Below are 24288 nucleotides of genomic sequence, written 5' to 3'. Positions count from 1 at the left end.
GGCTCGGTGCCATGCACCACTGAAACGAATCCTAAAGCCCCGTTCACTGAACGGGGCTTTTTCTTTTATCCTTTCTGTAGCCAGATGATCAGGGTAAACTGCGCCGCGAATTGCTAACCCGGAGTTGTCTATGTCTTTGATTTGCCCACTTTGTCATCAGCCTTTATTGCAGCAGGTGAATAGCTTCCGCTGTGATGCAGGTCATCAGTTTGATCAGGCGAAAGAAGGGTACGTCAATTTACTGCCGGTGCAGCACAAAGGTTCGCGCGAACCGGGCGATAGCGCCGAGATGCTGCAGGCACGACGCGCCTTCCTCGATGCCGGACACTATCAGCCGTTGCGCGCGGCTGTCGCCGGGATCCTCGCTCAGCATCTGGGTGAGCAAGGTGCGCAGCTGTTAGACCTCGGATGCGGAGAAGGTTATTACACTGCGGCGATGGCCGATGCGTTACCGCAGGCGCAACTCTTTGGTCTGGATGTGGCGAAAGCAGCGATTCGCATGGCCGCTAAACGCTATCGTGCGGTGAAATTTTGCGTGGCGTCCAGCCAGCGTTTGCCTTTTGCTGATGCTTCTCTGGATGGCGTGGTGCGCATCTATGCGCCCTGTAATGAAGATGAGCTGAGCCGCGCGATCAAAGCGGGGGGTTACCTGCTAACGGTGACGCCGGGACCGCATCACTTGCAGCAGTTCAAGGCACTGATTTATCGCGAAGTGCAGCTGCACGCGGCGGAAGAGAAGGTGTATGCCGGCTTCAGGCAGGTCGATCAACAAAACCTGAATTACAGCATGACGTTGAGCGGAAGTGAGGCGGTGAGCTTATTGCAGATGACGCCATTTGCCTGGCGTGCACGCGAAGAAGTGTGGCAGAACCTGGCGGCATCCAGCGAGTTTAACTGTGATGCCGACTTTATGCTGACGTTATGGCAGCGCGATTAACGCGCTTCCACCAGCGTATTGTAGATCCGTTCCAGGTCATCAAGCTGTTTGACAGCAATCAGCAGGCGGCGCTGCTCCAGCTGCATCACCAGAATGCCATCCTCTGACAGATTCATACTCTGAATGCGACCGTAGTCGATCCACACGCTGCCAAAAAACAGTCCATTTTCCTTCATCAACAGCTTCGGGCTGCGCACCCAGAATAGCCAAATCGCCATAAAGCACAGCACCATCAGCAAATTGGTGGTGAGTTGTGTGCCATGTTTATCTATGTTGTTCCACAGCAGAATCAGCAGCAGCACCACGAAAATGGCGCTATCGATTTTATGGCGACGGCGCAGTGCGACGCGCAGTTTTGTAGGGCCATTGCGGCGCGGCAGGATCGCTTCATCATAGATGGCGAACAGAATGAAGCCTGCAATCAGCAGGGCGATCAGGGCGTCAGTCAGTGACATTAGGTGTTCTTCCTCAAGCGAAATTATCTCAACGTGGGCGCTCAGATAATGCCGCTCAATAATAGCCGGGAGCAGGGCTCCCGGCGGGGTGATTACAGACCGAGCAGGCCGATCCAGTAACCGAAGATACCGAGGGCGAAGAAGCCGACGATAATCCACAACGCATTCACCTTACGACGCAGCAGCCACATACAGCCAAAGGTTAGCAGCAGTGGAATCAGGCCTGGCATCAGCTGATCGAGGATAGATTGCACCGTAGTAACCGTGGTTTTACCGGTCTGGTCGGTGATGCGTGACACCACCAGCGGCACATTCACATGCGTCCACTTGTTAACCAAGGCCCCCATGACAAAGAGGCCGAGAATCGACGCGCCCTCCGTCAGTTTCTGCAGGAAACCGCCGCCCATATCGCTGACAATATCCACGCCTTTACGGTAGCCATACGCCACACCGTAATAACGCGTCAACAGACGCACGGCGTTAAACAGGATGAAGAACAGCAATGGACCCAGCAGGCTACCGCTCATCGCGATACCGGCACCCAGCGCAGCAAACACCGGACGCACGGTACCCCAGAAAATCGGGTCGCCCACACCCGCCAGCGGACCCATCAGACCCACTTTGATGCCGTTAATCGCTGCATCATCAATCGGCGCACCGTTGGCACGCTGCTCTTCCATCGCCATGGTAACGCCGAGTACCGGCGCTGCTACGTAAGGATGGGTGTTGAAGAACTCGAGGTGACGTTTAATCGCCTGTTTACGTTCGTCGTTGTTTTCTGGATAGAGGCGACGAATCACCGGCACCATTGAGTAGCAAAAACCCAGCGCCTGCATACGTTCAAAGTTCCACGAACCCTGAAACAGGTTAGAGCGCAGGAACACACCGCGGACATCGCCGGGGGTGAGTTTCTTTGGAGTGTTAGTTGTATCAACCATGATTTCACCTGTTCCTAGTCGAGTTCGTTATCGAGGTCATTGTTTGCAGGACCGCTGGTTGCAGCACCTGCAACGCGGTTATATTTCGGTGCCAGCTGGATATACAGCACCGCCATCACCACGCCAATCACGCCAAGCGCAACCAGGTTAAAGTTGGTGAAGGCTGCAGTAACGAAGCCAAGGTAGAAGAACGGCATCAGGTAGCCCGCGCGCATCATGTTGATGACCATCGCGTAACCCACCACCACGATCATGCCGCCGGCGATGTTCAGGCCGTTGGTGACCACGTCTGGAATTGAGTTCAGCAGTTCCTGAACCACGTGAGTACCGACAGAAATCGCCACGATCAGTGCTGGGATGGCAATACGCATCGCCTGCAATACCAGCGCGGATACGTGGATCCAGCTGATCGCCGTCAGGTTGCCTTTCTCGGCTGCCTTATCGGCGGCATGCTGGAAGGCCACGGTAATGGTACGCACGATGATGGTCAGAACCTGACCGGCCGCAGCCAGCGGAATCGCCAGCGCGATACCGGCGCCCACGCTTTGACCACCGGCAATAACCAGAATGGTTGAGATAATCGAAGCCAGCGCCGCATCCGGTGCAACGGCCGCACCGATGTTCATCCAGCCCAGTGCAATCATCTCCAGCGTACCGCCGATGATGATACCGGTTTTCATATCACCGAGGACCGCACCAATTAAGGTACAAGCCACCAGCGGACGGTGGAACTGGAACTCATCAAGAATCGATCCCATCCCGGCAATACAGGCCACAATAAATATCAAAATGATTTGTAGCGTGGTTATCTCCATTGCATTTCTCCTCTGCAAGGTCTCTAAAATTCGCCCACGTATGCAGGCAAAGGGCGAACTACGGATTGACCTTGGCGATCAGGTCCATCATTTTCAGTCGCTGATCGCTGGACACTTTACGTACTTCCAGTTCGATACCGCGCTCATTAAGTTTGCGGAACGCCGTGATATCTTTTTCATCCACCGATACCGCGTTGTTCACCTGCGTTTTGCCCTGACGGAACGCCATGCCGCCAATATTGACCGACTTAATGTCCACGCCTTGCTCGACAATCCTCACCACATCGGTGGGATTGGTGAACAGCAGCATCACCTTGTCATTGCCATATTTCGGGTTGTTCCACACGCGAACCATCTTATCGATATCCACCACGTGCGCGGTAACGCCTGGCGGTGCCACCTGCGTCAGCAGCGTTTTGCGCACATGATCGTTCGCCACTTCATCAGACACCACGATGATGCGGGTAACGTTGGTCTCTTTGGTCCAGCGCGTGGCCACTTGCCCGTGAATCAAGCGGTCATCAATACGCGCCAGTCCGATTTTCATGTGATCGCCTGCAGCCATTGGTTTTTGCGGCTGAGCAGGCGCTTTCGCTGCAACCGGAGCAGGCGCAGCTGCGGCTTGCGCTGGCGTTTCAGTTTTGAGGGCTTTAACGCCTTCACGACCGGCCTCTACCGCGATGTGAATCAGTTCTTCCAGCGATGGGTTGTCATCACGTCCCATCAAGGTTTCCACCAGCATCGGGATGTTGACGCCAGCGATGACATCATAGCCATCCTTATCCACCACAATGCGGCTGGCCGCATTAAATGGACTGCCACCCCAGGTATCGACCAGGAACAACACGCCCTTTGACGTGTCGAGATCGGCCAGCCGTGCCTGATACTTTTCGATTAGCGTTTCTGCATTTTCGCCGGGAACGAAATCAATCCATCCGACATTTTCCTGCTCACCCAACAGCATCTCTGCTGTTTTAAGCAACTGTTCTGCCGCCCAGCCATGTGTACCAATTACAATAGCAATGGTCACTTGCTACCTCCGTTCGCGTGAGAGATTCTCTGGCATTGCCGGGAATCATTGAATATTACCGTTAGTGTTTCAGGTGGATCGTTGATGATGTGATAGAGAAAAAGCATCAATAAATAAAACGCAACAATCCGCTGCACAGCGATAAGGTCGCGATTTATTTTAGTGATCGAAAAAATAAATTATGTGATGTTTGTCAGCTATTTCGCGCGTAACGGCGCTAATGTGCACTTTTGTTCGATATTCCTGCGTTAACGTAGATATTTGTAAATGTAATAAATTTTTTTGACGTCGTTGATGTAACTGATACATTAGCGTTCTGTTTTTTATTCAGGAGTACCGGGCTTCAGCTCACCTTTATGGACCGTCACCGACGTCGCTCAACATGTTCTCAGCGCTTTTCCGCGCCCGCTTCCACGCTCTTCAGCGTTATCACCGCCTGTAACGATCTCTCGTCTCGCCCTCTGGTGCAGACTCAACTTCGTGCGCCTTTACGTCCGGTAAGGAGTCATTGATGGAATTTCTCTTCGACCCCTCAATTTGGGCGGGTTTGCTCACGCTGATCGTGCTGGAAATTGTTCTCGGCATTGATAACCTGGTGTTTATCGCCATCCTCGCGGACAAATTGCCGCCGAAGCAGCGCGATAAAGCCCGTCTAATCGGATTGTCGCTCGCCCTGGTGATGCGTCTTGGCTTGCTGTCGCTGATCTCCTGGATCGTGACGCTGACGAGGCCCCTATTCAGCGTAGGCGATTTCAGCTTTTCCGGACGAGATTTAATTCTGTTGTTTGGTGGTTTGTTCCTGTTATTCAAGGGAACCATGGAACTGCATGAGCGGCTTGAGAACCGCGGGCTCGAACATCAGGGCAATAAAAGCTACGCCAGTTTCTGGGCGGTGGTGATTCAGATTGTGGTGCTGGATGCGGTGTTCTCACTCGACGCGGTAATTACTGCGGTCGGTATGGTGAACCATCTGCCGGTGATGATGACCGCCGTGGTGATCGCCATGGGCGTCATGCTGCTGGCCTCGAAACCGCTGACGCGTTTTGTGAATGAACACCCAACGGTGGTGGTGCTGTGTCTGAGCTTCCTGCTGATGATTGGTTTGTCGCTGGTGGCCGAAGGCTTTGGTTTCCACATTCCCAAAGGTTACCTGTACGCTGCGATCGGCTTCTCGATCATCATCGAGCTGTTTAACCAGATTGCGCGCCGTAACTTTATCAAGCATCAGGAACATCGCCCGATGCGTGAACGCACCGCCGAAGCGATTCTGCGTTTGATGGGCGGACGCCAGCGTAAGCAAGCGACGACAACTGAAGAAACCTCATTGACCGAAGCGATGCCGCAGGAAGCGTTTAAGGACGAAGAGCGCTACATGATCAACGGCGTATTGACGTTATCTCAGCGTTCAATCCGTAGCATCATGACGCCGCGCGGTAACATTTCGTGGGTGGATGTTTCGCGTCCACTGGATGAAATTCGTATTCAGCTGCTGGATACGCCACACAGCTTGTTCCCGGTATGTCGCGGTGAGCTGGATGAAATCATCGGCGTGGTGCGTGCCAAAGAGCTTCTGGTGGCGCTGGAACACGGCATGGATGTGGCAACCTTTGCTGCTAACACGCCGGCGATTGTGGTTCCGGAAACCCTGGACCCAATCAATCTGCTGGGCGTGTTGCGCCGTGCTAAAGGTAGCTTCGTAATTGTCACCAACGAATTTGGTGTGGTGCAGGGCTTAATCACGCCGCTGGACGTGCTGGAAGCGATTGCCGGTGAGTTCCCGGATGAAGACGAAACACCAGACATCATTGCCGATGGCGACGGTTGGTTAGTGAAGGGCGGGACCGATTTACACTCGCTGCAACAGCTGCTGGATCATCACGAGTTGGTGAAAGCCGATGAAGATCACGCCTCGCTAGCCGGTTTGTTGATTGCACAGAAAGGCCAGTTGCCGCTGCCCGGCGAAGTGATTGATTTGCCGCCGCTGCACTTCCAGGTGATTGAGGCGACCGATTACCGTATCGATCTGGTGCGCGTCACCAAAGATAAGCCATTCGATCACGAAGAACACGCTGGGTAAGTCATCGGACTGAAGTAAGCAATAACGGCCACGCCAAAAGGAGTGGCCGTTTTTTTATGCGCTTAGCTGCGCCTGATGCTGCTCCAGCCATTGCGGGAAATCCTCAATCGGCATCGGGCGCGCGTAGAAATAGCCTTGCAGATGGTCGACGCCGCGCTCACGCAGATAGTGTGCCTGCTCGGCAGTTTCCACACCTTCCGCCACCAGTGAAATATTCAGGCGCTGCGCCAGCGAGATCACCATATCGGTAACGGTCGCGTTAATCGCATCGGTGCCAATGGCGGCGGTGAAAATCTTGTCGATTTTAAGCACATCCGGTTGGAGGTCTTTCAGATAAGCCAGCGAACTGTGGCCGGTGCCGAAATCATCAATCGCCAGACGCACACCAATTTCATGCAGTTGCGACACCACCGATTGATCGATGATGGGCAAAGCGTCACGCTCCGTCAGCTCAACCACCAGTTTTGGCATGGGATTGGCCGGCCACCAGATATTTTGCAGATCTTCCACAATGGCGCGATCGCGAAAATGGCTGGCGGCAACGTTAATCGCAATGTGGAACGACGGACATTGCGGCAGATTGGGCAGCTCAGCCACGACTTTCGCCAGCACGAAGCGGGTCAACGGCGCGATCAGGTTTTGCCGCTCGGCCAACGGAATAAACACGTCCGGCGCAATCCAGCCCTGACGCTGGTTATGCCAGCGCAGCAGCAGCTCCATGCCGTCACACTCGCCGCTTTTGGCGTTAATCAGCGGCTGGCAATAAACCATAAATTCGTTAGCGGTGATGCCATAACTGATCTGCCAACTGAGGCTCATGCGATTGGCGGTCGCCAGCCAGACGATGTACCCCATCAGCAGGCTGAGCATGAGCGCCAGCGGCAGCTGTGAAGGTAGCGTGTTAAGCGCCAGCCGGGCGGGAGAAGGGCCGTACAAGGTGATGCTAAACGGATAGCGCAGTGATGCCTGATCGTACGCCACTTCATCTTCAGACGGTTCAGTTTGTTCAATCAGCGGATTACCGTATTCAAGGCTCTGACCACCCACGTTGAAAATGGCGCGCTCAACCCACGGCAACTGCGGCTCCAGCAGATAATTGGTCATCAATTCAATATTAATGACTTGCAGCAGACCTTCGCGATTATCCAGCGATTTTGGCGTCCACAGCAGCAGCACCGGCGATCCTTTCAACAGATCACTGTCCGTGGCCAACATCATACGCTGATTATTGATAGCTAATTCAGGATAGGTTTGGCTGAAGGAGAGGTTTTGCGGGCCGAAAATGCTGGAGCAGTAGAGCGCGTCGTCCTTAACCAGCAGCACGGTGCGCACGGTTTGCAGCGCGGCAATTTTCTCAATCAGCGGATAACGCACTTGCGCACAAGGTACGCCAACCAGACCGAGTGTGTTGTTGGCGGAAACATCCAGCGGCGAGAACATACGATCAAAGCGTTCAATCGCGCGGGTGGCGAAATTCAGCGACTGCTGCTCAATGCGCGATTTCTCTTCGATATAACGAAAAGTTAGCGTCAGGACCAGAACCAGCGAGGCGATCACTAACGCAATAAGCAGTCGCTTACGGCGAAATTGACCCACAAATTGCTGGGGAATGAGCATCAGTAACCACCTTGCAAAACAAAGATTGAAGCCAAATTAACGTGTAGGTTATCGGCATTGAGGCGGCCAGGTTTAGCGCGGCTGAATAAAAAATACGGCACTAAAAAAAGCGCGGCCACAAAGGGCCGCGCTCGAAATCAATGTATCTGTTTTACTCAGTTGGAGGTAGCTACAGATGAATAAAAATAGCCAACTGTTGTTTAAATCACCAGCGAAGCGTTAATCGCACTGGACCTTTATCGCTAATCCGCCGCGAGAGGTTTCACGGTATTTAGCGTTCATGTCCTTACCGGTTTCGTACATGGTCTCAATCACTTTATCCAGCGACACGCGTGGTTCGCTGGTACGGCGCAGCGCCATGCGCGCGGAGTTAATGGCTTTTACGGAAGCGATGGCGTTACGCTCAATGCACGGCACCTGAACCTGGCCGGCGACTGGATCGCAGGTTAATCCCAGATTGTGTTCCATGCCGATTTCCGCCGCCACGCACACCTGTTCCGGGCTGCCGCCCAGCAGTTCCGCCAGACCGGCGGCTGCCATGGAACACGCCACGCCTACCTCGCCCTGACAACCCACTTCGGCACCCGAAATAGAGGCGTTCATTTTATACAGCACGCCAATCGCACCAGAAGAGAGGAAGTACCGGATGAAGATATCGGGCGTAACGGGTTCGATAAAGTGATCGTAATAGGCCAGCACCGCTGGCACGATGCCGCAGGCACCGTTAGTAGGCGCCGTCACCACACGACCGCCGGCCGCGTTCTCTTCATTCACTGCCAGCGCAAACATATTCACCCAGTCGATCACATCCATCGGATCTTTCGAGTGCTTTGAGGATGACACCAGTAAACGGCGCAGTGAAGCCGCACGACGAGGTACGCGCAACGGACCCGGCAGCACGCCTTCGGTATTCAGACCTCGATCGATACAGGCCTGCATGGTTTGCCACACGTTGCCAAAATAGGCGTAAATCTCGTCGCGAGTATGCAGCGCCAGTTCGTTTTTCATTACCAAACCGGACAGCGACAGCCCACTCTCCCGACAGTGGCTGAGCAGCTCTTTAGCAGAGTGGAAAGGCCACGGCACGGAAACTTCGTTCAACACCGGTTGGCCGAAATGCTCTTCATCGACGATGAAACCGCCGCCGATGGAGTAGTAGGTTTTACTCAGAATCAGCAGATCGCCCGCGAAGGCAAATACCGTCATGCCGTTTTCATGCAGCGACAGGTTTTCGCTGCGGAACACCATGCCGCCTTCACGCGGGAAATCCACTTCGCGCGCGCCGTTGGCTAACAGCAAGCGTTCGCGCTGCTCCACATCTTTGATGAACGCGGGAATGCCATCGATATCGACGGTGGCCGGTTCGAAGCCCGCCAGGCCCATGATAATCGCGATATCAGTGTGGTGACCTTTGCCCGTGAGCGACAGCGAACCATAGACGTCAACCGCCACGCGCGTCACGTCCTGCAGTTTGCCTTGTTCGGCCAGCAGATCAACAAACTGCTTGCCCGCTTTCATCGGGCCGACGGTATGTGAACTGGATGGGCCGATGCCCACTTTAAACATGTCAAAAACACTAATCACCGGTGATACTCCTCACAAATCTTATTCTGCACGGCATAAGCCGTTTATGCGGCTAATAGTAATCGCCCATGCCGTATAACGAGCAGCTTTTCGCATGAAATAAACTAATTATAAACCCCAGAAATAGTTATCCGTTTGTACAGTTGTGAAGCGGATCGGTTTTCCCGGCGAAAGGCTAACGTTCATCGCTGCGGATTGCCTGCCCAAAAGTGGCCACGGCCTGCTCCGAAGCTTCAGTGTGTGCTGCTGAAAAGGGCACCTTTGCCAGAGCCCGCACCAGATCTAAAGCAAAAAGATATTTTAACTGGCAAGCATTAGGTGATTTACGGCAGGGCGATTTGTTGACCGAGCGCACGAATAATCCCGGCGGTCATGCCCCAGATAAAATAATCCTCATACCAGGATAACCAAACCTGATGTTGGCGATGACCACGGCGCAAGGTGAGATCGCTGTAGCGGCTCAAACGCAATGCTTCCGCCAGCGGCATGGCAAAGGCGCTTTCCACTTCGTCCGGATTGAGCTGCAAAGCAAAATCAGCCGGAATAATGCCCACTACCGGCGTCACAGCGAAACCGGTGCTGCTGGTCACCGGCGGCAGAACGCCGATGATCTGCACCTGTTCCGGCTGGATTCCCACTTCTTCCTGCGCTTCACGCAGTGCGGTGTGGATCAGCGAGGTATCAGTGGCATCCTGCATGCCGCCGGGAAAGGCGACTTGCCCGGCGTGTTTACGCAGGTGTGATGAGCGACGCGTGAGCAGCAAGCCAGGTTCTGCGCCGTCGATCACCGGCACCAGTACCGCCGCACGGCGTCCGCTGATGGCACTTTTCGGCGCATGCAGCGGCGGTTGCAGGACAAAGCGGCTGAGGAACTGCTCAAGGGTTAAATTCATTTCAGGTCCCATCACGCAGGCTGGGCAAAATACGGTTCACCTTATGGAAGGTTTCCTGATATTCGGCATCAAGGTCGCTGTCTGCCACTAATCCGCCACCGGCGGCGCAGTAAAGCTGATGGTTTTCCGCAATCAGCGTGCGAATGGTGATGCTGGTATCCATACGGCCACACAGGCTGATGTAGCCGATGCTGCCACACCACGCATTGCGGCGATGCGGCTCTAACTCTTCGATGATCTCCATCGCGCGGATCTTCGGTGCGCCGGTGATGGAACCACCGGGGAAGCAAGCACGCAGCAGATCGGTTGCGCTCAGCGTCTCAGGCAAACGTGCACGTACAGTGCTGACCAGATGATGCACCGCCGGGAAAGGTTCAACCACGAACAGTTCCGGTACGCTGACGCTGCCGGGCACGGCCACGCGGCCAATATCATTGCGCAGCAGATCGACAATCATCAGGTTCTCAGCGCGATCTTTCTGCGAGTTGGCGAGCTTCTCTGCCTGCAAACGGTCGGCCTCGGCATCAGCAAGACGCGGCAAAGTGCCTTTAATCGGACGTGTTTCAATCTCCTGCTGCTGTAAAGCGAGGAAGCGCTCTGGCGATAAACTCAGCAGCACGCTATCCGGCAAACGCAGGAAGGCGCTGAACGGCGCGCGATTCGCCTGCGTCAGACGCAAAAAGGCCTGCCACTCATCACCGCGATAGCCCGCCTGAAAACGCTGTGCCAGATTCACCTGATAACAATCACCGGCTTGAATATAGGCCTGCACCGCGTGGAACCGCTGCGCATACTGGTCATAACTGAGGTTGGATTGCCACTCGCTGGTCAAGGCGAAAGGCTCGGCGGGCGGCGCGGTTTGTGCTTGCAGCCAGTGCCAGCGCTGCCCGGCATCGGTGAGCGAAACCAGCGTCAGTTTTTGCAGATGGTGATCGGCGATCAGCGCCCAGTCATAAATGCCCACCGCCATATCCGGCGTGGTGAGATCCTGCAGCGCGCGCTGCGGCAGGTTTTCAAAGCGTCGTCCTAAATCGTAACCGAACAGGCCGAGGGCGCCGCCCTGAAACGGTAATCCGGCATCAAAAGCCGGCGTGAAGCCCAGCGCGGCACATTGCTGTTGCACCAGCAGCAGCGGATCGGCGGCGGAGTGAATGACGTCATCACCGCAGATAATTTCGGTGCTGGCACCGCGTGTGGTCAGCGTCGCGCGCGGATCGGCGGTGAGGATATCAAAGCGATTATCCGCATGATCGGCCTGGCCGGAGGTCAGCAACATCGCCCAGCGTTGGTGGGCTAGCGGAGCAAAAAGGTCTAACAGCGTTTCGGGCGTATACTTCAGAACGAGGCTTTTTACCATCATGGGACAAATCACTTCAGCAAGCAGGTCGCTAGCCTGACATATTTTTTTGTTGCTGGCACCCGTTTGTTCCACGTGGTAATAATGCGTCCCCCATGCACCAGGAGTGAATTATGTTTACAGGTCTTCCAGCGTTATCCCATGAGCAACAGCAGCAAGCGGTTGAACGCATCCAGGAATTAATGGCGGGCGGTATGTCGAGCGGACAGGCGATTGCGCAGGTGGCGCAGGAGATTCGTCAAACCTATAAAGGTGAAGCCATTCGGGCGATGTTCGAAGACGACGAGGATGAAGAAGACGACAACGAATAACGCCCGAACGTATTTTACAGCGCGGCGATGATTTTAATTTCGACTTTATACTTCGGGTTCATCAAACCGGCCTGCACGGTGCAACGCACCGGCGCATTGCCTGGCGAAACCCACGCATCCCAGGCGCGATTCATCGCCGGAAAATCGCTTTTCTCCACCAGAAAAATGGTGGCGTCGAGGATCTTGCTCTTATCCGATCCCACGCGCGTCAGAATGGCGTCAATCACCGCCAACGCATTGGCGGTTTGCGCTTCCGCATCTTCATCCAGGTTTTCCGGTACGCTGGTGTAATAGACGGTTTGGTTATGCACCACGGCTTCCGACATACGGTGCTCTGGATCAATACGCGTAATGGTCATGCTGTTCTCCTTTAATTTTGCTGCGCTAGCCTGCCATATCCCAGGGGCGCATGTCATCTGTTGTGGTTGCCCGCCGGGAATCCTGACATAATTACAGTGGTTTTAATTTTTGATGTGAGGAAGTGTGGCAGACGATTTTGCAGCTGATGGCGCACTGGCGCAGGCAATTCCGGGCTTTAAACCGCGTGAAGCACAGCGCCAAATGGCCAAAGCGGTAACCGAGGCGGTGAAAACAGGCGGCGAGCTGGTAGTAGAAGCGGGCACCGGAACCGGTAAAACCTATGCCTATCTGGCGCCGGCATTGCGGGCAAAGAAAAAAGTCATTGTTTCCACCGGATCCAAAGCGTTGCAGGATCAGCTCTATAATCGCGATCTGCCTACCATCGCGCGTGCCCTGAAGTTCAGCGGCAAAACTGCGCTGCTGAAAGGGCGCTCCAACTATTTATGCCTCGAACGTCTTGAGCAGCAGAATCAAACCGGCGGCGATCTCAGCGTTCAGGCGCTAGGCGATTTGATCAGCGTGCGCGGCTGGTCGTCAGAAACCACCGATGGCGACGTCAGCAACTGCAACGGCGTGGCCGAAGACAGCCCGATCTGGCCGTTTGTCACCAGCACCAACGATAACTGCCTCGGCAGCGATTGCCCGCTGTATAAAGATTGCTTCGTGGTCAAAGCGCGCAAAAAAGCCATGGACGCCGATGTGGTGGTGGTGAACCATCATCTGTTTCTTGCCGATCTGGTGGTGAAAGAGGGCGGCTTTGGCGAACTGATTCCGGAGGCCGATGTGATGATCTTCGATGAAGCGCATCAGCTCCCCGATATCGCCAGCCAGTATTTCGGTCAGCAGCTGTCGAGCCGTCAACTGCAGGACCTCGCCAAAGACATCATCATCGCCTATCGCACCGAAGTGCGGGATGTGCAGCAGCTACAGAAATCTGCCGATCGTCTGGCGCAGTGCGCGCAGGATTTTCGTTTGACGCTCGGCGAACCGGGTTTTCGCGGCAATCTGCGCGATCTGCTGAGCGATAACAACATCATGCGCATGTTTACCTTGCTGGATGATGCGCTCGAACTCTGTTACGACGTGATCAAACTGTCGCTGGGGCGCTCCGCGCTGCTGGACGCCGCCTTTGAGCGCGCGGCGTTGTATCGCACGCGCCTGAAACGGCTGCGCGCCATTGACGAGCCCGGCTTCAGCTATTGGTATGAGTGCAATAGCCGCCATTTCACGCTGGCGCTGACGCCGCTGTCGGTGGCGGAACGCTTCCGGGAAGTGATGGATAACCGCAAAGCTGCGTGGATTTTCACGTCAGCCACGCTGGCGGTGAATGAGCAGATGAGCCATTTCTCCAGCCGCCTCGGGGTGGATAACGCTACTACGATGATCCTCGACAGCCCGTTCGATTACACCCAGCAAGCGCTGCTGTGTGTGCCACGCAACATGCCGGAACCCAATCATCCCGGCGGCGCGCGCCAGCTGGCGCGCATGATGAAGCCGCTGATTGATGCCAACAAAGGCCGCTGCTTCTTCCTCTGCACCTCGCACAAGATGATGCGCGAGTTAGCCATTGAGTTTCGTGCTTCCATGACGTTGCCGGTATTGCTGCAAGGTGAAACCAGTAAAGGACAGCTGCTAAAGCAGTTCCTGGAAGCCGGTAACGCGCTGTTGGTCGCCACCAGCAGCTTCTGGGAAGGTGTCGATGTACGCGGCGATGCGCTGTCGCTGGTGATCATCGACAAGCTGCCATTTACCTCGCCGGAAGATCCGCTGCTCAAAGCCCGCATGGAAGATTGCCGCCTGCGCGGCGGCGATCCCTTCAATGATGTGCAACTGCCCGATGCGGTAATCACCCTGAAACAGGGCGTGGGGCGTTTGATTCGTGATACCGAAGATCGCGGGGTACTGGTGATTTGCGATCAGCGCCTGGTTTCTCGCCCCTACGGCGGCCTGTTCCTGAACAGTTTGCCACCCACGCCGCGCACCCGCGATATTGCGCGTGCCATCGAATTTGTCCGTCAGCCAGTGGATCACTAATTGTGCCAGGCTGTGATAAGATGCGCGCCATTTTGACTCTCTGAGGTTGTTATGTCCGCCCGAATTTTAGCCCTGGACACGGCGACAGAAGCCTGTTCTGCCGCGCTGCAAAATCTGCAGCAGATTGATGCCCGCTTTGAAATCGCCCCGCGCGATCATACCCAACGTATTCTGCCGCTGGTGCAGGAGCTGTTGCAGGCGCAGCAGCTGGAGCTGACCGCGCTTGACGTGCTGGCGTTTGGCCGTGGACCGGGCAGTTTTACCGGTGTGCGTATCGGCATTGGCATTGCTCAAGGGCTGGCGCTTGGCGCGAATCTGCCGATGATTGGCGTCTCCTCGTTAGCGACCATGGCGCAGGGCGCGTGGCGTTTGACCGGCGCGACGCGCGTGCTGGCCGCAATCGACGCGCGCATGGGCGAACTCTATTGGGCTGAATATCAGCGCGACGAAAACGGTGAATGGCAGGGCGCGGAAACCGAAGCGGTGATCAAACCCGACGTGGCGCAGCAACGTATTGCCGCATTAGGTGGCGAATGGACGGCTGTTGGCACCGGCTGGCAAGCCTATCCGCATCTGCTCACCTCGCCAGGCGCGCAGCTTATCGCCTCAGAGGTATTGTTACCCGCAGCAGAAGATATGCTGCCGCTGGCGCTCAGCGCCTGGCAGCGTGATGAAGCAGTTGCGGTGGAGAATGCCGAGCCGGTTTATCTGCGCAATGAAGTGGCATGGAAAAAGTTGCCGGGACGCTAAGCCGCGCGCAACTTATCTTCGCGTGCTCAGTCTAATCAGAGAAATAACAGGAGAAGTGCTATGCCAATAAGTCGTAAAGGGATGTCTGGCGCTCTGTTAGCCTGCGCAATGCTGCTCAGCGGCTGTGTTTCGGTGCCAGATTCAATTAAAGGAAGTTCTGAGCTTCCACAGCAAGATTTACTGCGCGTGATGAACGCGCCGCAACTGTTTGTCGGTCAGGAATCACGCTTCGGCGGGAAAGTGGTGAAGGTCACCAATCTCAACGGCTTAACGCGCGTGGAAATTGCGACCCAGCCGCTGGATGAGAGCGCGCGTCCGCGTTTAGGCGCAGCTTCGGTTGGCCGCATCTTTGCTGACATCCGCGGCTTTGTCGATCCGGTCGATTTGAATAACCAATACATCACGGTGCTGGGCAACATCAAAGGCACCGAGAAAGGCGATATTGGTAAGGCCAGCTACAACTTTGTGGTGATCGATGTGCGCGGCTATCAGCGCTGGCATCTGACGCAACAGGTGATGACGCCGCCGCAGCCGATTGATCCCTACATCTGGTATGGCCCAACGCGCCATCGTCCGGGATATTGGGGACCCAATCCGTATTGGGGTATGAACCTCGGCCAACCGGCGCAGGTACAAACTATCCTCACCGAATAAGCTATTAATGGTGTTATTTACGGCCCGGTCGCGGTGCGTGCGAACGGGCCTTTTTATTGGGCGCGCAACCGATGCGCGAAATTTAGTGATGCGCTTCGCAACCTGAAAATGCCGAAACAGGCAAACTGGTACAATCAGTTAAAATATTGTTAACAACATTGATTGTCGAGGCGGCGATGGCTACGCAACAGGATTATCGGGGTGATTCTTTGAATAAGGTTTGGCTCAAACGCTATCCGGCAGATGTTCCTGCGGAAATTAATGCGGATCGTTACGCTTCTCTGGTCGATCTTTTCGAGCACGCAACAGAGCAATACGCCGATCAGGTGGCTTTCATCAATATGGGCCAGCCGATGACCTATCGGCAGCTGGAAAAGCAAAGCCGCGCCTTTGCCGCCTGGCTGCAGCAAGGTTTGGGCTTAAAGCAGGGCGATCGCGTGGCGCTAATGATGCCCAATCTGCTGCAATATCCCGTCGCGCTGTTTGGCGTACTGCGCGCTGGCATGGTGGTGGTCAACGTCAATCCGCTCTATACGCCGCGTGAACTCAAGCATCAGCTTGTTGATAGCGGTGCCAGCGCCATAGTGATCGTCTCGAACTTTGCCCACACGCTGGAAAAAGTGGTGGCCGAAACGCCGATCAAACATGTGATGTTAACGCGTATGGGCGATCAGCTGGCGCCGGTGAAAGCCACGCTGGTGAACTTCGTCGTCAAATACGTTAAAAAGCTGGTGCCAAAATACCATCTGCCGGGTGCGGTCCCGTTCCGCAGCGCCTTGTCGCAGGGCGAACAGATGACCTATCAACGCCCGACCGTGACCAACGACGATCTCGCTTTCCTGCAATACACCGGCGGTACCACCGGCGTGGCCAAAGGCGCGATGCTGACGCACCGCAATATGCAGGCTAATCTGCAACAGACTAAAGCTACTTACGGCAAGCTGCTGCGTCCGGGCAAAGAGCAAGTGGTGACCGCGCTGCCGCTCTATCACATCTTCGCGCTGACGGTGAACGGGCTGTTGTTCCTTGACCTTGGCGGCACCAACCTGCTGATCACTAATCCGCGCGATATTCCCGGCTTTGTTAAAGAGCTCAGCAAGTTCCCGTTTACCGCCATTACCGGCGTGAACACCTTGTTCAATGCGCTGCTGAATGATGCCAATTTCAATAAGCTCGATTTCTCTACGCTGCGCCTGTCAGCCGGCGGCGGCATGGCGGTGCAAAAAGCGGTTGCCGAGCGCTGGGAAAAACTCACCGGACACTATCTGCTGGAAGGTTACGGCCTGACCGAGTGTTCGCCGCTGGTGTCAGTGAATCCGTATGACATTACCTGTCATACCGGCAGCATCGGTTTGCCGGTGCCTTCCACCGATGTGCGCATCGTCGATGATGAAGACAAGGATGTGGCGCCAGGTGAACCGGGCGAGCTGTGTATTCGCGGTCCGCAGGTGATGACCGGCTACTGGCAGCGCGCCGACGCTACCGATGAAGTGCTGAAAAATGGCTGGCTGCATACTGGTGATATTGTTACCGTTGATAGCGAAGGCTTTATTCGCATCGTCGATCGTAAGAAAGACATGATTCTGGTGTCAGGCTTTAACGTGTATCCTAACGAGATCGAAGATGTGCTGATGCAGCATGAGAAAGTGCGTGAAGCCGCGGCGATTGGCGTTCCCAGCGATCTGTCGGGCGAAGCGGTAAAAGTGTGCATCGTGAAGAAAGATCCGTCACTGACGAAAGAAGAAGTGCTGGATCATTGCCGTCGCCAGCTCACCGGCTACAAAGTGCCGAAGATTATCGAGTTTCGTGACGAGTTGCCGAAGACCAACGTGGGCAAAATTTTGCGTCGCGAATTGCGTGATGAGGCGAAGCGAGAAGGGCAGTAACGCGCCATTCTCCTCAGGTTAACGCCGGCACAGTCCGGCGTTTTTATTGCTTTTAACATGGAGCGCTGCGCGTAGTTTGCCGCAGCGAGAAAGACAACGTGAATTACACCCTGATCGACCAAAATGACCAACTGGCCGCCGTGTGCGAGAAAGCACGCCAGCACGCCGCCGTGGCGCTGGATACTGAATTCGTGCGCACCCGCACCTACTATCCGCAGCTCGGCCTGATTCAGCTGTTTGATGGCGACCAGCTGATCCTGATCGATCCGCTTAATATCAGTGACTGGACGCCGTTTGTGGCGCTATTGCAGGACAAGCAGGTCACCAAATTCCTGCACGCCGGTGGCGAAGATCTGGAAGTGTTCCTGCATCGCTTTAAATGCCTGCCCGACCCAATGATTGATACGCAAATTCTGGCGGCGTTTACCGGCCAGGCGCTGTCGTGGGGCTTTGCCTCAATGGTGATGCATTTCAACCAGATCGAGCTGGATAAAAGTGAATCGCGTACCGATTGGCTGGCGCGTCCGTTAACCGAACGTCAATGTGAATATGCCGCTGCCGATGTCGCCTATCTGCTGCCGATTGCCCATCAGCTGGTGGCGCAAACTGAAGAAGCCGGCAACATGGCGGCGGCGTTAAGCGAATGCAATATGCTGTGCCAGCGCCGCCTGGATGTGCTGCAACCGGAAGAAGCCTGGCGCGACATCACCAATGCGTGGCAACTGCGTCCGCGTCAGCTGGCGGCGTTGCAGCGCCTGGCCGCGTGGCGTTTAAACCTCGCGCGTCAGAAAGATATGGCGGTGAACTTCGTGGTGCGCGAAGAGAATCTGTGGAAAGTGGCGCGCTTTATGCCGGGCAGCCTTGGCGAGCTGGATCATTTAGGGCTGAACGGCCACGAAATCCGCTTCCACGGTAAAGCGATGGTGGCGCTGGTGGCTGAAGCGCAGGCGCAGGATGAAGCGACTTTGCCACAGCCGCTGCCCAATCTGATCGATCATCCGCACTACAAACAGGCGTTCAAAGCCATTAAAGCGCTGGTGCAACAGGTGAGTGAAGAGAGTGGTTTCAGCCAGGAACTGCTGGCATCACGTCGGCAGATTAATCAGGTGCTGAGCGTGCATTGGGGATTGAAAAACGCGTCGCGCACACCTGAGTTACAGACAGGCTGGCGGGGCGACTTGCTGAAAGCGGGTATCAGCGAGATTCTGCAGGCACTTTAATGCGAGCATTTTCCCCTGCGCAACACCGCAGGGGAAAATCAGGAAACCGCTTTAATCATTTAGGAACGTCTTCCGGCTCCGGCAGTGTCACGTTGAGCTCGAGGATCGAGATATCATCCCCTTTCTGATCCAGCTGAACGGTCACCATATCCGGGTCAATTTTTACGTATTTACAGATCACTTCCAAAATATCGCGCTTCAGCTGCGGCAGATAGTGGGGCTCACTGTCGCCCCTTCTGCGTTCGGCTACGATAATCTGCAGCCTTTCCTTGGCTATATTGGCTGTGTTCTTCTTACGGGATAAAAAGAAATCAAGTAATGCCATTGGTTATCCCCCGAACAGGCGTTTAAGGAAACCCTTCTTCTCTTCTTCGATAAAGCGGAAGGGGCGTTCTTCGCCAAGCAGGCGATCTACGGTATCAGCATAGGCTTTACCGGCGTCAGCGTTTGCGTCAAGGATCACCGGCTCACCCTGGTTAGAGGCGCGCAGGACAGATTGATCTTCCGGGATGACGCCAACCAGAGGAATGCGCAGAATTTCCAGCACATCTTCCATGCTCAGCATATCGCCACGGGTTACGCGGCCAGGATTGTAACGGGTCAGCAGCAGATGCTCTTTCACCGGATCCTGGCTGTTCTCTGCACGACGGGATTTCGAAGAGATGATGCCGAGAATACGGTCGGAGTCACGTACTGAAGAGACTTCCGGGTTGGTGGTGATGATGGCTTCATCGGCGAAGTACAATGCCATCAGCGCGCCGGTTTCGATACCTGCTGGTGAGTCACAGACGATAAAGTCGAACTCCATCGCCGCCAGATCGTTCAGCACTTTTTCAACGCCTTCACGCGTCAGTGCATCTTTATCGCGCGTCTGTGAAGCCGGCAGAATGTAGAGTTGCTCTGTGCGCTTGTCACGAATTAGCGCTTGATTCAGCGTTGCATCGCCCTGAATGACGTTTACAAAGTCATATACCACGCGGCGTTCACAGCCCATGATCAAATCCAGGTTACGCAGACCGATATCGAAATCGATGACGACGGTTTTTTTGCCTTTCTGCGCTAACCCGGTAGCGATGGCCGCGCTTGACGTGGTCTTGCCAACGCCCCCTTTACCCGATGTAACTACAATAATGCGTGCCATAAATGTTGATTTCCTTAACGAAAGAAAAGGGGCTTAATTAAGTGTCTGAATGGTAAGCGCGCCCTCTATCAGGCTGAGGCGCGCCGCTTTACCAAAGAATTCCGCCGGGATTTGATCGATCATCCAATATTCCCCGGCAATAGAGACCAACTCTGCGGCGAGGTTGGTGCAAAAAATCTGGCTGTCGCGTTGTCCGCCGACGCCGGCTAACGCGCGACCGCGCATCATGCCGTAAATATGGATGTTACCGTCGGCGACCAGTTCGGCCCCGGCGCTGACGCTACTGGTGACGATGAGATCGGCATTGCGCGCATAAATTTGCTGGCCCGAACGCACCGGCGTATTAATGATGCGGGTTTTACTGGCGGCATCCGCCACCACCGCCGGAACAACTGGCGCGGCTTCAGCGACCGGCGCCGCGACTTGTTTGCGGCTCTCTTTACCTTCAGAGAGCACCGGCAAGCCCGCGCGGGCAATCATTTTTTTCAGGGCTTCATCTTTGCATCCGCTGACACCCACGATACGCAGACCGGTCGCCATCACCGCTTGTTGCATTTGTTTCCAGTTAATGTCGCCGGTTAACGCTGATACATTTAGCACCACCGGCGCATTCAGCAAAAAGGCCGGTGCCTGATCGATTTTGTCCTGTAGCGCCTGACGAATCACCTCGGGTTGCGAATGATGCAGATGAACGACTGACAGGGTAAAACTGCTTCCCTTGAATTCGATTGGCGTTTGCGACATCTGTGCTGACTCAGTCCTGTTTTACGACCCTTAAATGTACGCCGATAAAATCGGCAATAACATCAAACGGTCAATATTCGAAGTTCTGCAAGCATGTTATAGTTACTGCTATATCCAGGCAAGTGACGCCATCGGTTAATTCGAGTAAAAAATATGTTTTGTGTGATCTACAGAAGCCCGCAACGTGAACAGACTTATCTGTATGTTGAAAAAAAAGACGATTTCTCACGGGTGCCGGAAGAACTGCTGCGTGGCTTCGGCAAACCCCAGCTGGCCATGGTGCTGTCACTGGATAAGCGTGACAAGCTGGCTAACGCGGATATCAATAAAGTTAAGCAAGGTTTAAGCGACCACGGCTTTTATTTGCAAATTCCACCGCCGGTTGAAAGTCTGCTCAACATTCATCTCGATCAGGGTAAAAAAGATTAATTCAGATTCCTCTGTAAATATATCCTGTAGAAATAATCAGTGCTATTTGCGTTAATTAACTGCCCGCTTTAACCCTTTATTGCGGGCAATTATCCCGGCGTTTAGCTGATTTTGTTGTATACGATTAATGACTTTTGACAATTTCCGCCACGCCTGCCGCCATAAACCCGCTAATATATTCCACCTCAGCGTGCCGCATTCCGGCTCTGAGCCAGACTTCATCGCCAGATGCACTGGCGGCAAACACAACCAAAGCAGGGGAATAGCATGTATCAGCATCGTAACTGGCAGGGCGCTCTGTTGGATTATCCGGTCAGCAAAGTGGTTTGCGTCGGCAGCAACTATGCAAAGCACATAAAGGAAATGGGAAGTGCCACGCCAACCGAACCGGTAGTGTTTATCAAACCGGAAACCGCGGTGTGCGATCTGCGCCAGCCGCTGTCAATCCCGGCAAATTTTGGTGAAGTGCATCATGAAGTGGAGCTGGCGGTGTTGATTGGCTCGACGCTGAAGCAGGCGAGCGAAGAGCATGTGGCGAAGGCGATTGCCGGTTATGGCGTCGCGCTGGATTTGACCTTACGTGACGTGCAGGCCGGGTTGAAGAAAGCGGGCCAACCGTGGGAAAAATCCAAAGGTTTCGATAACTCGTGTCCGCTGTCAGGTTTTATTCCGGTTGCCGAGTTCAGCGGCGATCCCCAGAACACCGAACTGAAGCTGATGGTTAACGGCGAAGTGCGTCAGCACGGGACGACCGCCGATATGATCCACAAAATTCTGCCGCTGATTGCCTATATGAGCCAGTATTTCACCCTGCGCGCGGGCGATGTGGTGCTGACCGGTACGCCTGAAGGCGTTGGCCCGATGCGTTCTGGCGACAAGCTGGAAGTATCGCTGGCGGGTCACGGTATTTCGACGCGCGTTCTGTAAAACTTGCATCACCGCACCTGAACCTTTATAAGGTGCGGTCTCTTTGCTAACCCGGACCGCCATCATGACTGAACAACCTTTCTGGCAGACTAAACGCCTTGACCAAATGAACGACGCAGAGTGGGAATCCCTGTGCGACGGCTGCGGCCAATGTTGCTTGAATAAGTTGCAGGATGCGGATACCGACGAAATCTACTTCACTAATGTGGCCTGCAATCAGCTGAATATCAAAACCTGCCAATGCCGTAACTACGAGCATCGTTTTGAGTTAGAAGAGAATTGCATCAAGTTGACGCGTGAAAACCTCACCAGTTTTGAATGGCTGCCGCGTACCTGCGCCTATCGCGTGTTAGGGGAAGGGAAAACCTTGCCGGCCTGGCATCCGCTGATCGCCGGTTCTAAAAAGGCGATGCATGCGCAGCGCATTTCAGTGCGTTTTATTGCGGTGCGTGAGAGTGAAGTGCGGGATTGGGAAGAGCATATAATCGATCGACCGGATCGCAACGGTTAAACATAAAACAGGCAGCCAGGGCTGCCTGTTTTTTTGTGTTTAACGTCCGAACAGATCGCGGCGTTTCGGTTTGAACGGTTGTGCAATCAACACCAGCAGCGCCACCAGCAGATAAGCGCCGAATATCACGATCATCCACTGCGGCATGCTCCAGGTCAGGAAAGTCCAGCCGCGCTCGGCGCAGTCACCGCTGGCCACAAACACCGAGGGCAACCATTTATCCAGTGGCAACCAGGCTGGGAAACGTGCGGCAAAGTCGCAGGTGACAAACGGATTGGGATGCAGCTGAATCATGGTGTGATCGTAAGAGAGACGAGTGCCTTCAATCGCGCTATAAATCCAGATGAGGATCGCCGCCCAGCGCAGCGGGGTTTTCGGTGCAATCGCACCCACGATGCCCGCGCCCATCACGCCAAACAGCGCGCAACGCTCATAAATACACATTACGCAGGGTTGCAGCCCCATGACATGCTGAAAATACAACGCCGTCAATTCAAACGCTAGCGCCGTTAGGGCCAGCAGAAGCCAGGCACCGCGTCCACGCGAGCATTGATTCAAATATCGCAACATATTGCTTTTCCTGTAACCGTTAATGTTTCGCAGTGTAAACCAAAAGCGCAACCGTGCCAGCCAGGTAAAGGGAAAAAATCATGTACAAAAATGACTTAAGTCGCGTTGAGGCCAAAAAAGATCCGGCCATGCGCTTCATCCGATAAGTGCAAGCCACGGGCGCAGCGCAAACGTGTGCTTGCCTGCGTTGTTTCATCTGAATTCACGGCTGAATTTTGCGCCAGCGCGCGCTTTTAATCGGTTGGCAGGCTATTTCCGCTATAGCCGCTCTGGTATGATGAGTCGCATTACGATAAAGAAAGCAACGAGAAATAAATGCTATGGTGATTAAGGCGCAGAGCCCCGCGGGATTTGCGGAAGAGTATATTATTGAAAGCATCTGGAACAGTCGTTTTCCGCCGGGATCCATTCTACCTGCCGAACGTGAGCTTTCTGAACTGATTGGCGTGACCCGCACCACGTTGCGTGAAGTCTTGCAGCGTCTGGCGCGCGATGGCTGGTTGACCATTCAACATGGTAAACCGACGCGCGTTAACGATTTTTGGGAAACCTCCGGTTTAAACATCCTCGAAACCCTGGCCCGACTCGATCACGATAGCGTCCCCCAGTTGATTGATAATCTGCTGTCGGTGCGGACTAACATCTCTTCGATTTTTATCAGCCGTGCGCTGCGTCATCATCCAGAGAAAGCGCGCGAAGTGCTGGAAAATGCGCTGATCGAGGAAGACAAAGCCGAAGCCTATACTGAGCTGGATTATCGCGTGTTCCGCGGCCTGGCGTTTGCATCAGGTAACCCGATTTATGGTCTGATTTTGAATGGCCTGAAAGGGTTGTATACCCGCGTGGGTCGTCACTACTTCTCCAGTCTGGAAGCGCGTGAACTGGCGCGTAACTTCTATCGCCAGCTGGCTGACCTGTGCGTGGCTAATCCTTCGCAGGAGCAGATTGTCGATAGCGTGCGTGAATACGGACGCCGCAGCGGTGAGATTTGGCACAAGATGCAGAAAAGCATGCCGGACGATTTAGCCAGCAAGCGATAAAAGAAAAA

At 54.6% G+C, this 24288-nt stretch carries 25 protein-coding genes; 12 read left to right on the top strand and 13 right to left on the bottom strand.

The annotated features are described in order from the left end of the window. The first annotated feature begins 130 nt into the window (after positions 1–130). Positions 131–937, top strand: a complete 807-nt coding sequence (rlmA, locus tag P6287_RS10730; protein ID WP_277973676.1) for a 23S rRNA (guanine(745)-N(1))-methyltransferase — start codon at positions 131–133, stop codon at positions 935–937. On the opposite strand, the gene P6287_RS10725 is transcribed toward rlmA, so the two are convergent. The 4 genes from P6287_RS10725 to manX form a co-directional block, all read right to left on the bottom strand. Further along, complete coding sequence (locus P6287_RS10725; RefSeq protein ID WP_110866290.1) at positions 934–1392, bottom strand: DUF986 family protein; 459 nt, start codon at positions 1390–1392, stop codon at positions 934–936. The two genes, rlmA and P6287_RS10725, sit on opposite strands and share 4 nt — an antisense overlap. Positions 1393–1484: 92 nt before the next feature. After that, positions 1485–2330 carry a PTS mannose transporter subunit IID gene (locus tag P6287_RS10720; RefSeq protein WP_008110411.1) on the bottom strand — a complete coding sequence of 282 codons (846 nt, stop codon included), beginning with the start codon at positions 2328–2330 and terminating at the stop codon, positions 1485–1487. 14 nt (positions 2331–2344) lie between these two features. Next, positions 2345–3145: a PTS mannose/fructose/sorbose transporter subunit IIC gene (locus P6287_RS10715; RefSeq protein WP_064738889.1), complete on the bottom strand. Its 801-nt coding sequence runs from the start codon at positions 3143–3145 to the stop codon at positions 2345–2347. Between the two features lie 58 nt (positions 3146–3203). Continuing rightward, positions 3204–4175 carry a PTS mannose transporter subunit IIAB gene (gene manX, locus P6287_RS10710; RefSeq protein ID WP_222182319.1) on the bottom strand — a complete coding sequence of 324 codons (972 nt, stop codon included), beginning with the start codon at positions 4173–4175 and terminating at the stop codon, positions 3204–3206. A 511-nt stretch (positions 4176–4686) separates the two neighbouring features. On the opposite strand from manX, the gene P6287_RS10705 reads away from it, so the two are divergent. Continuing rightward, entirely contained in the window at positions 4687–6252 is a 1566-nt protein-coding gene (locus P6287_RS10705; protein ID WP_101764189.1) for a TerC family protein, read from the top strand. 54 nt (positions 6253–6306) lie between these two features. Here P6287_RS10705 and P6287_RS10700 read toward each other — a convergent pair whose 3' ends face one another. From P6287_RS10700 to pabB, 4 genes are all read right to left on the bottom strand, one after another. Beyond that, positions 6307–7869 carry an EAL domain-containing protein gene (locus P6287_RS10700; protein WP_192234061.1) on the bottom strand — a complete coding sequence of 521 codons (1563 nt, stop codon included), beginning with the start codon at positions 7867–7869 and terminating at the stop codon, positions 6307–6309. A 219-nt stretch (positions 7870–8088) separates the two neighbouring features. Further along, a complete protein-coding gene (locus P6287_RS10695; protein ID WP_101764191.1) occupies positions 8089–9453 on the bottom strand; it encodes an L-serine ammonia-lyase in 1365 nt (454 codons plus the stop codon). A 323-nt stretch (positions 9454–9776) separates the two neighbouring features. Then, complete coding sequence (locus tag P6287_RS10690) at positions 9777–10346, bottom strand: CoA pyrophosphatase (protein ID WP_137385915.1); 570 nt, start codon at positions 10344–10346, stop codon at positions 9777–9779. A gap of 1 nt (position 10347) precedes the next feature. Beyond that, positions 10348–11706 carry an aminodeoxychorismate synthase component 1 gene (gene pabB / locus P6287_RS10685; RefSeq protein WP_277973675.1) on the bottom strand — a complete coding sequence of 453 codons (1359 nt, stop codon included), beginning with the start codon at positions 11704–11706 and terminating at the stop codon, positions 10348–10350. A gap of 110 nt (positions 11707–11816) precedes the next feature. Between pabB and P6287_RS10680 the strand changes: the two genes are divergently transcribed. Then, a complete protein-coding gene (locus tag P6287_RS10680) occupies positions 11817–12014 on the top strand; it encodes a YoaH family protein (protein WP_008110398.1) in 198 nt (65 codons plus the stop codon). Positions 12015–12028: 14 nt separating this feature from the next. Here P6287_RS10680 and P6287_RS10675 read toward each other — a convergent pair whose 3' ends face one another. Continuing rightward, on the bottom strand, positions 12029–12373 hold the full coding sequence (locus P6287_RS10675; protein WP_061718729.1) for a RidA family protein: 345 nt from the start codon (positions 12371–12373) through the stop codon (positions 12029–12031). Positions 12374–12497: 124 nt separating this feature from the next. Here P6287_RS10675 and P6287_RS10670 point away from each other — a divergent pair, with 124 nt between their 5' ends. The 5 genes from P6287_RS10670 (at position 12498) to rnd (ending at position 18918) form a co-directional block, all read left to right on the top strand. Then, positions 12498–14408, top strand: coding sequence for an ATP-dependent DNA helicase (locus P6287_RS10670; RefSeq protein WP_176970030.1), 1911 nt, complete (start codon positions 12498–12500; stop codon positions 14406–14408). A 51-nt stretch (positions 14409–14459) separates the two neighbouring features. After that, on the top strand, positions 14460–15158 hold the full coding sequence (gene tsaB / locus P6287_RS10665) for a tRNA (adenosine(37)-N6)-threonylcarbamoyltransferase complex dimerization subunit type 1 TsaB (protein ID WP_101764196.1): 699 nt from the start codon (positions 14460–14462) through the stop codon (positions 15156–15158). 60 nt (positions 15159–15218) lie between these two features. Then, positions 15219–15812, top strand: coding sequence for a Slp family lipoprotein (locus P6287_RS10660; protein ID WP_101764197.1), 594 nt, complete (start codon positions 15219–15221; stop codon positions 15810–15812). Between the two features lie 209 nt (positions 15813–16021). Further along, a complete protein-coding gene (gene fadD, locus P6287_RS10655; RefSeq protein ID WP_277973674.1) occupies positions 16022–17698 on the top strand; it encodes a long-chain-fatty-acid--CoA ligase FadD in 1677 nt (558 codons plus the stop codon). A gap of 98 nt (positions 17699–17796) precedes the next feature. Further along, on the top strand, positions 17797–18918 hold the full coding sequence (gene rnd / locus P6287_RS10650; protein ID WP_192411700.1) for a ribonuclease D: 1122 nt from the start codon (positions 17797–17799) through the stop codon (positions 18916–18918). A 55-nt stretch (positions 18919–18973) separates the two neighbouring features. Here the strand turns inward: rnd and minE are convergent, their stop codons facing one another. From minE to minC, 3 genes are read right to left on the bottom strand one after another with little or no spacing between them, the layout of a single operon-like run. Next, positions 18974–19243, bottom strand: coding sequence for a cell division topological specificity factor MinE (gene minE / locus P6287_RS10645; protein ID WP_007889661.1), 270 nt, complete (start codon positions 19241–19243; stop codon positions 18974–18976). A 3-nt stretch (positions 19244–19246) separates the two neighbouring features. Then, positions 19247–20059 carry a septum site-determining protein MinD gene (gene minD, locus P6287_RS10640; RefSeq protein WP_007889662.1) on the bottom strand — a complete coding sequence of 271 codons (813 nt, stop codon included), beginning with the start codon at positions 20057–20059 and terminating at the stop codon, positions 19247–19249. Positions 20060–20092: 33 nt separating this feature from the next. Further along, positions 20093–20803 (bottom strand): septum site-determining protein MinC, encoded by a 711-nt coding sequence (gene minC / locus P6287_RS10635; RefSeq protein ID WP_110866281.1) that lies wholly within the window; start codon positions 20801–20803, stop codon positions 20093–20095. A gap of 153 nt (positions 20804–20956) precedes the next feature. Here minC and P6287_RS10630 point away from each other — a divergent pair, with 153 nt between their 5' ends. From P6287_RS10630 to P6287_RS10620, 3 genes are all read left to right on the top strand, one after another. After that, positions 20957–21232 carry a YcgL domain-containing protein gene (locus tag P6287_RS10630; RefSeq protein ID WP_110866280.1) on the top strand — a complete coding sequence of 92 codons (276 nt, stop codon included), beginning with the start codon at positions 20957–20959 and terminating at the stop codon, positions 21230–21232. A 267-nt stretch (positions 21233–21499) separates the two neighbouring features. Next, positions 21500–22159 (top strand): fumarylacetoacetate hydrolase family protein, encoded by a 660-nt coding sequence (locus tag P6287_RS10625; protein WP_101764202.1) that lies wholly within the window; start codon positions 21500–21502, stop codon positions 22157–22159. 64 nt (positions 22160–22223) lie between these two features. Further along, positions 22224–22670 (top strand): YcgN family cysteine cluster protein, encoded by a 447-nt coding sequence (locus tag P6287_RS10620; RefSeq protein WP_008110381.1) that lies wholly within the window; start codon positions 22224–22226, stop codon positions 22668–22670. A 39-nt stretch (positions 22671–22709) separates the two neighbouring features. Here P6287_RS10620 and dsbB read toward each other — a convergent pair whose 3' ends face one another. Beyond that, positions 22710–23240 carry a disulfide bond formation protein DsbB gene (gene dsbB / locus P6287_RS10615; protein WP_101764203.1) on the bottom strand — a complete coding sequence of 177 codons (531 nt, stop codon included), beginning with the start codon at positions 23238–23240 and terminating at the stop codon, positions 22710–22712. Positions 23241–23560: 320 nt separating this feature from the next. Between dsbB and fadR the strand changes: the two genes are divergently transcribed. Continuing rightward, complete coding sequence (gene fadR / locus P6287_RS10610) at positions 23561–24280, top strand: fatty acid metabolism transcriptional regulator FadR (RefSeq protein ID WP_008110376.1); 720 nt, start codon at positions 23561–23563, stop codon at positions 24278–24280. The last annotated feature ends 8 nt before the right edge of the window (positions 24281–24288 follow it).

The organism is Pantoea sp. X85 (assembly GCF_029623675.1).
GTDB classification, from domain to species: Bacteria; Pseudomonadota; Gammaproteobacteria; order Enterobacterales; family Enterobacteriaceae; genus Pantoea; species Pantoea leporis.
The sequence above is the reverse complement of the archived record's forward strand: the minus strand, read 5'-3'. Positions and strand labels throughout refer to the sequence as shown.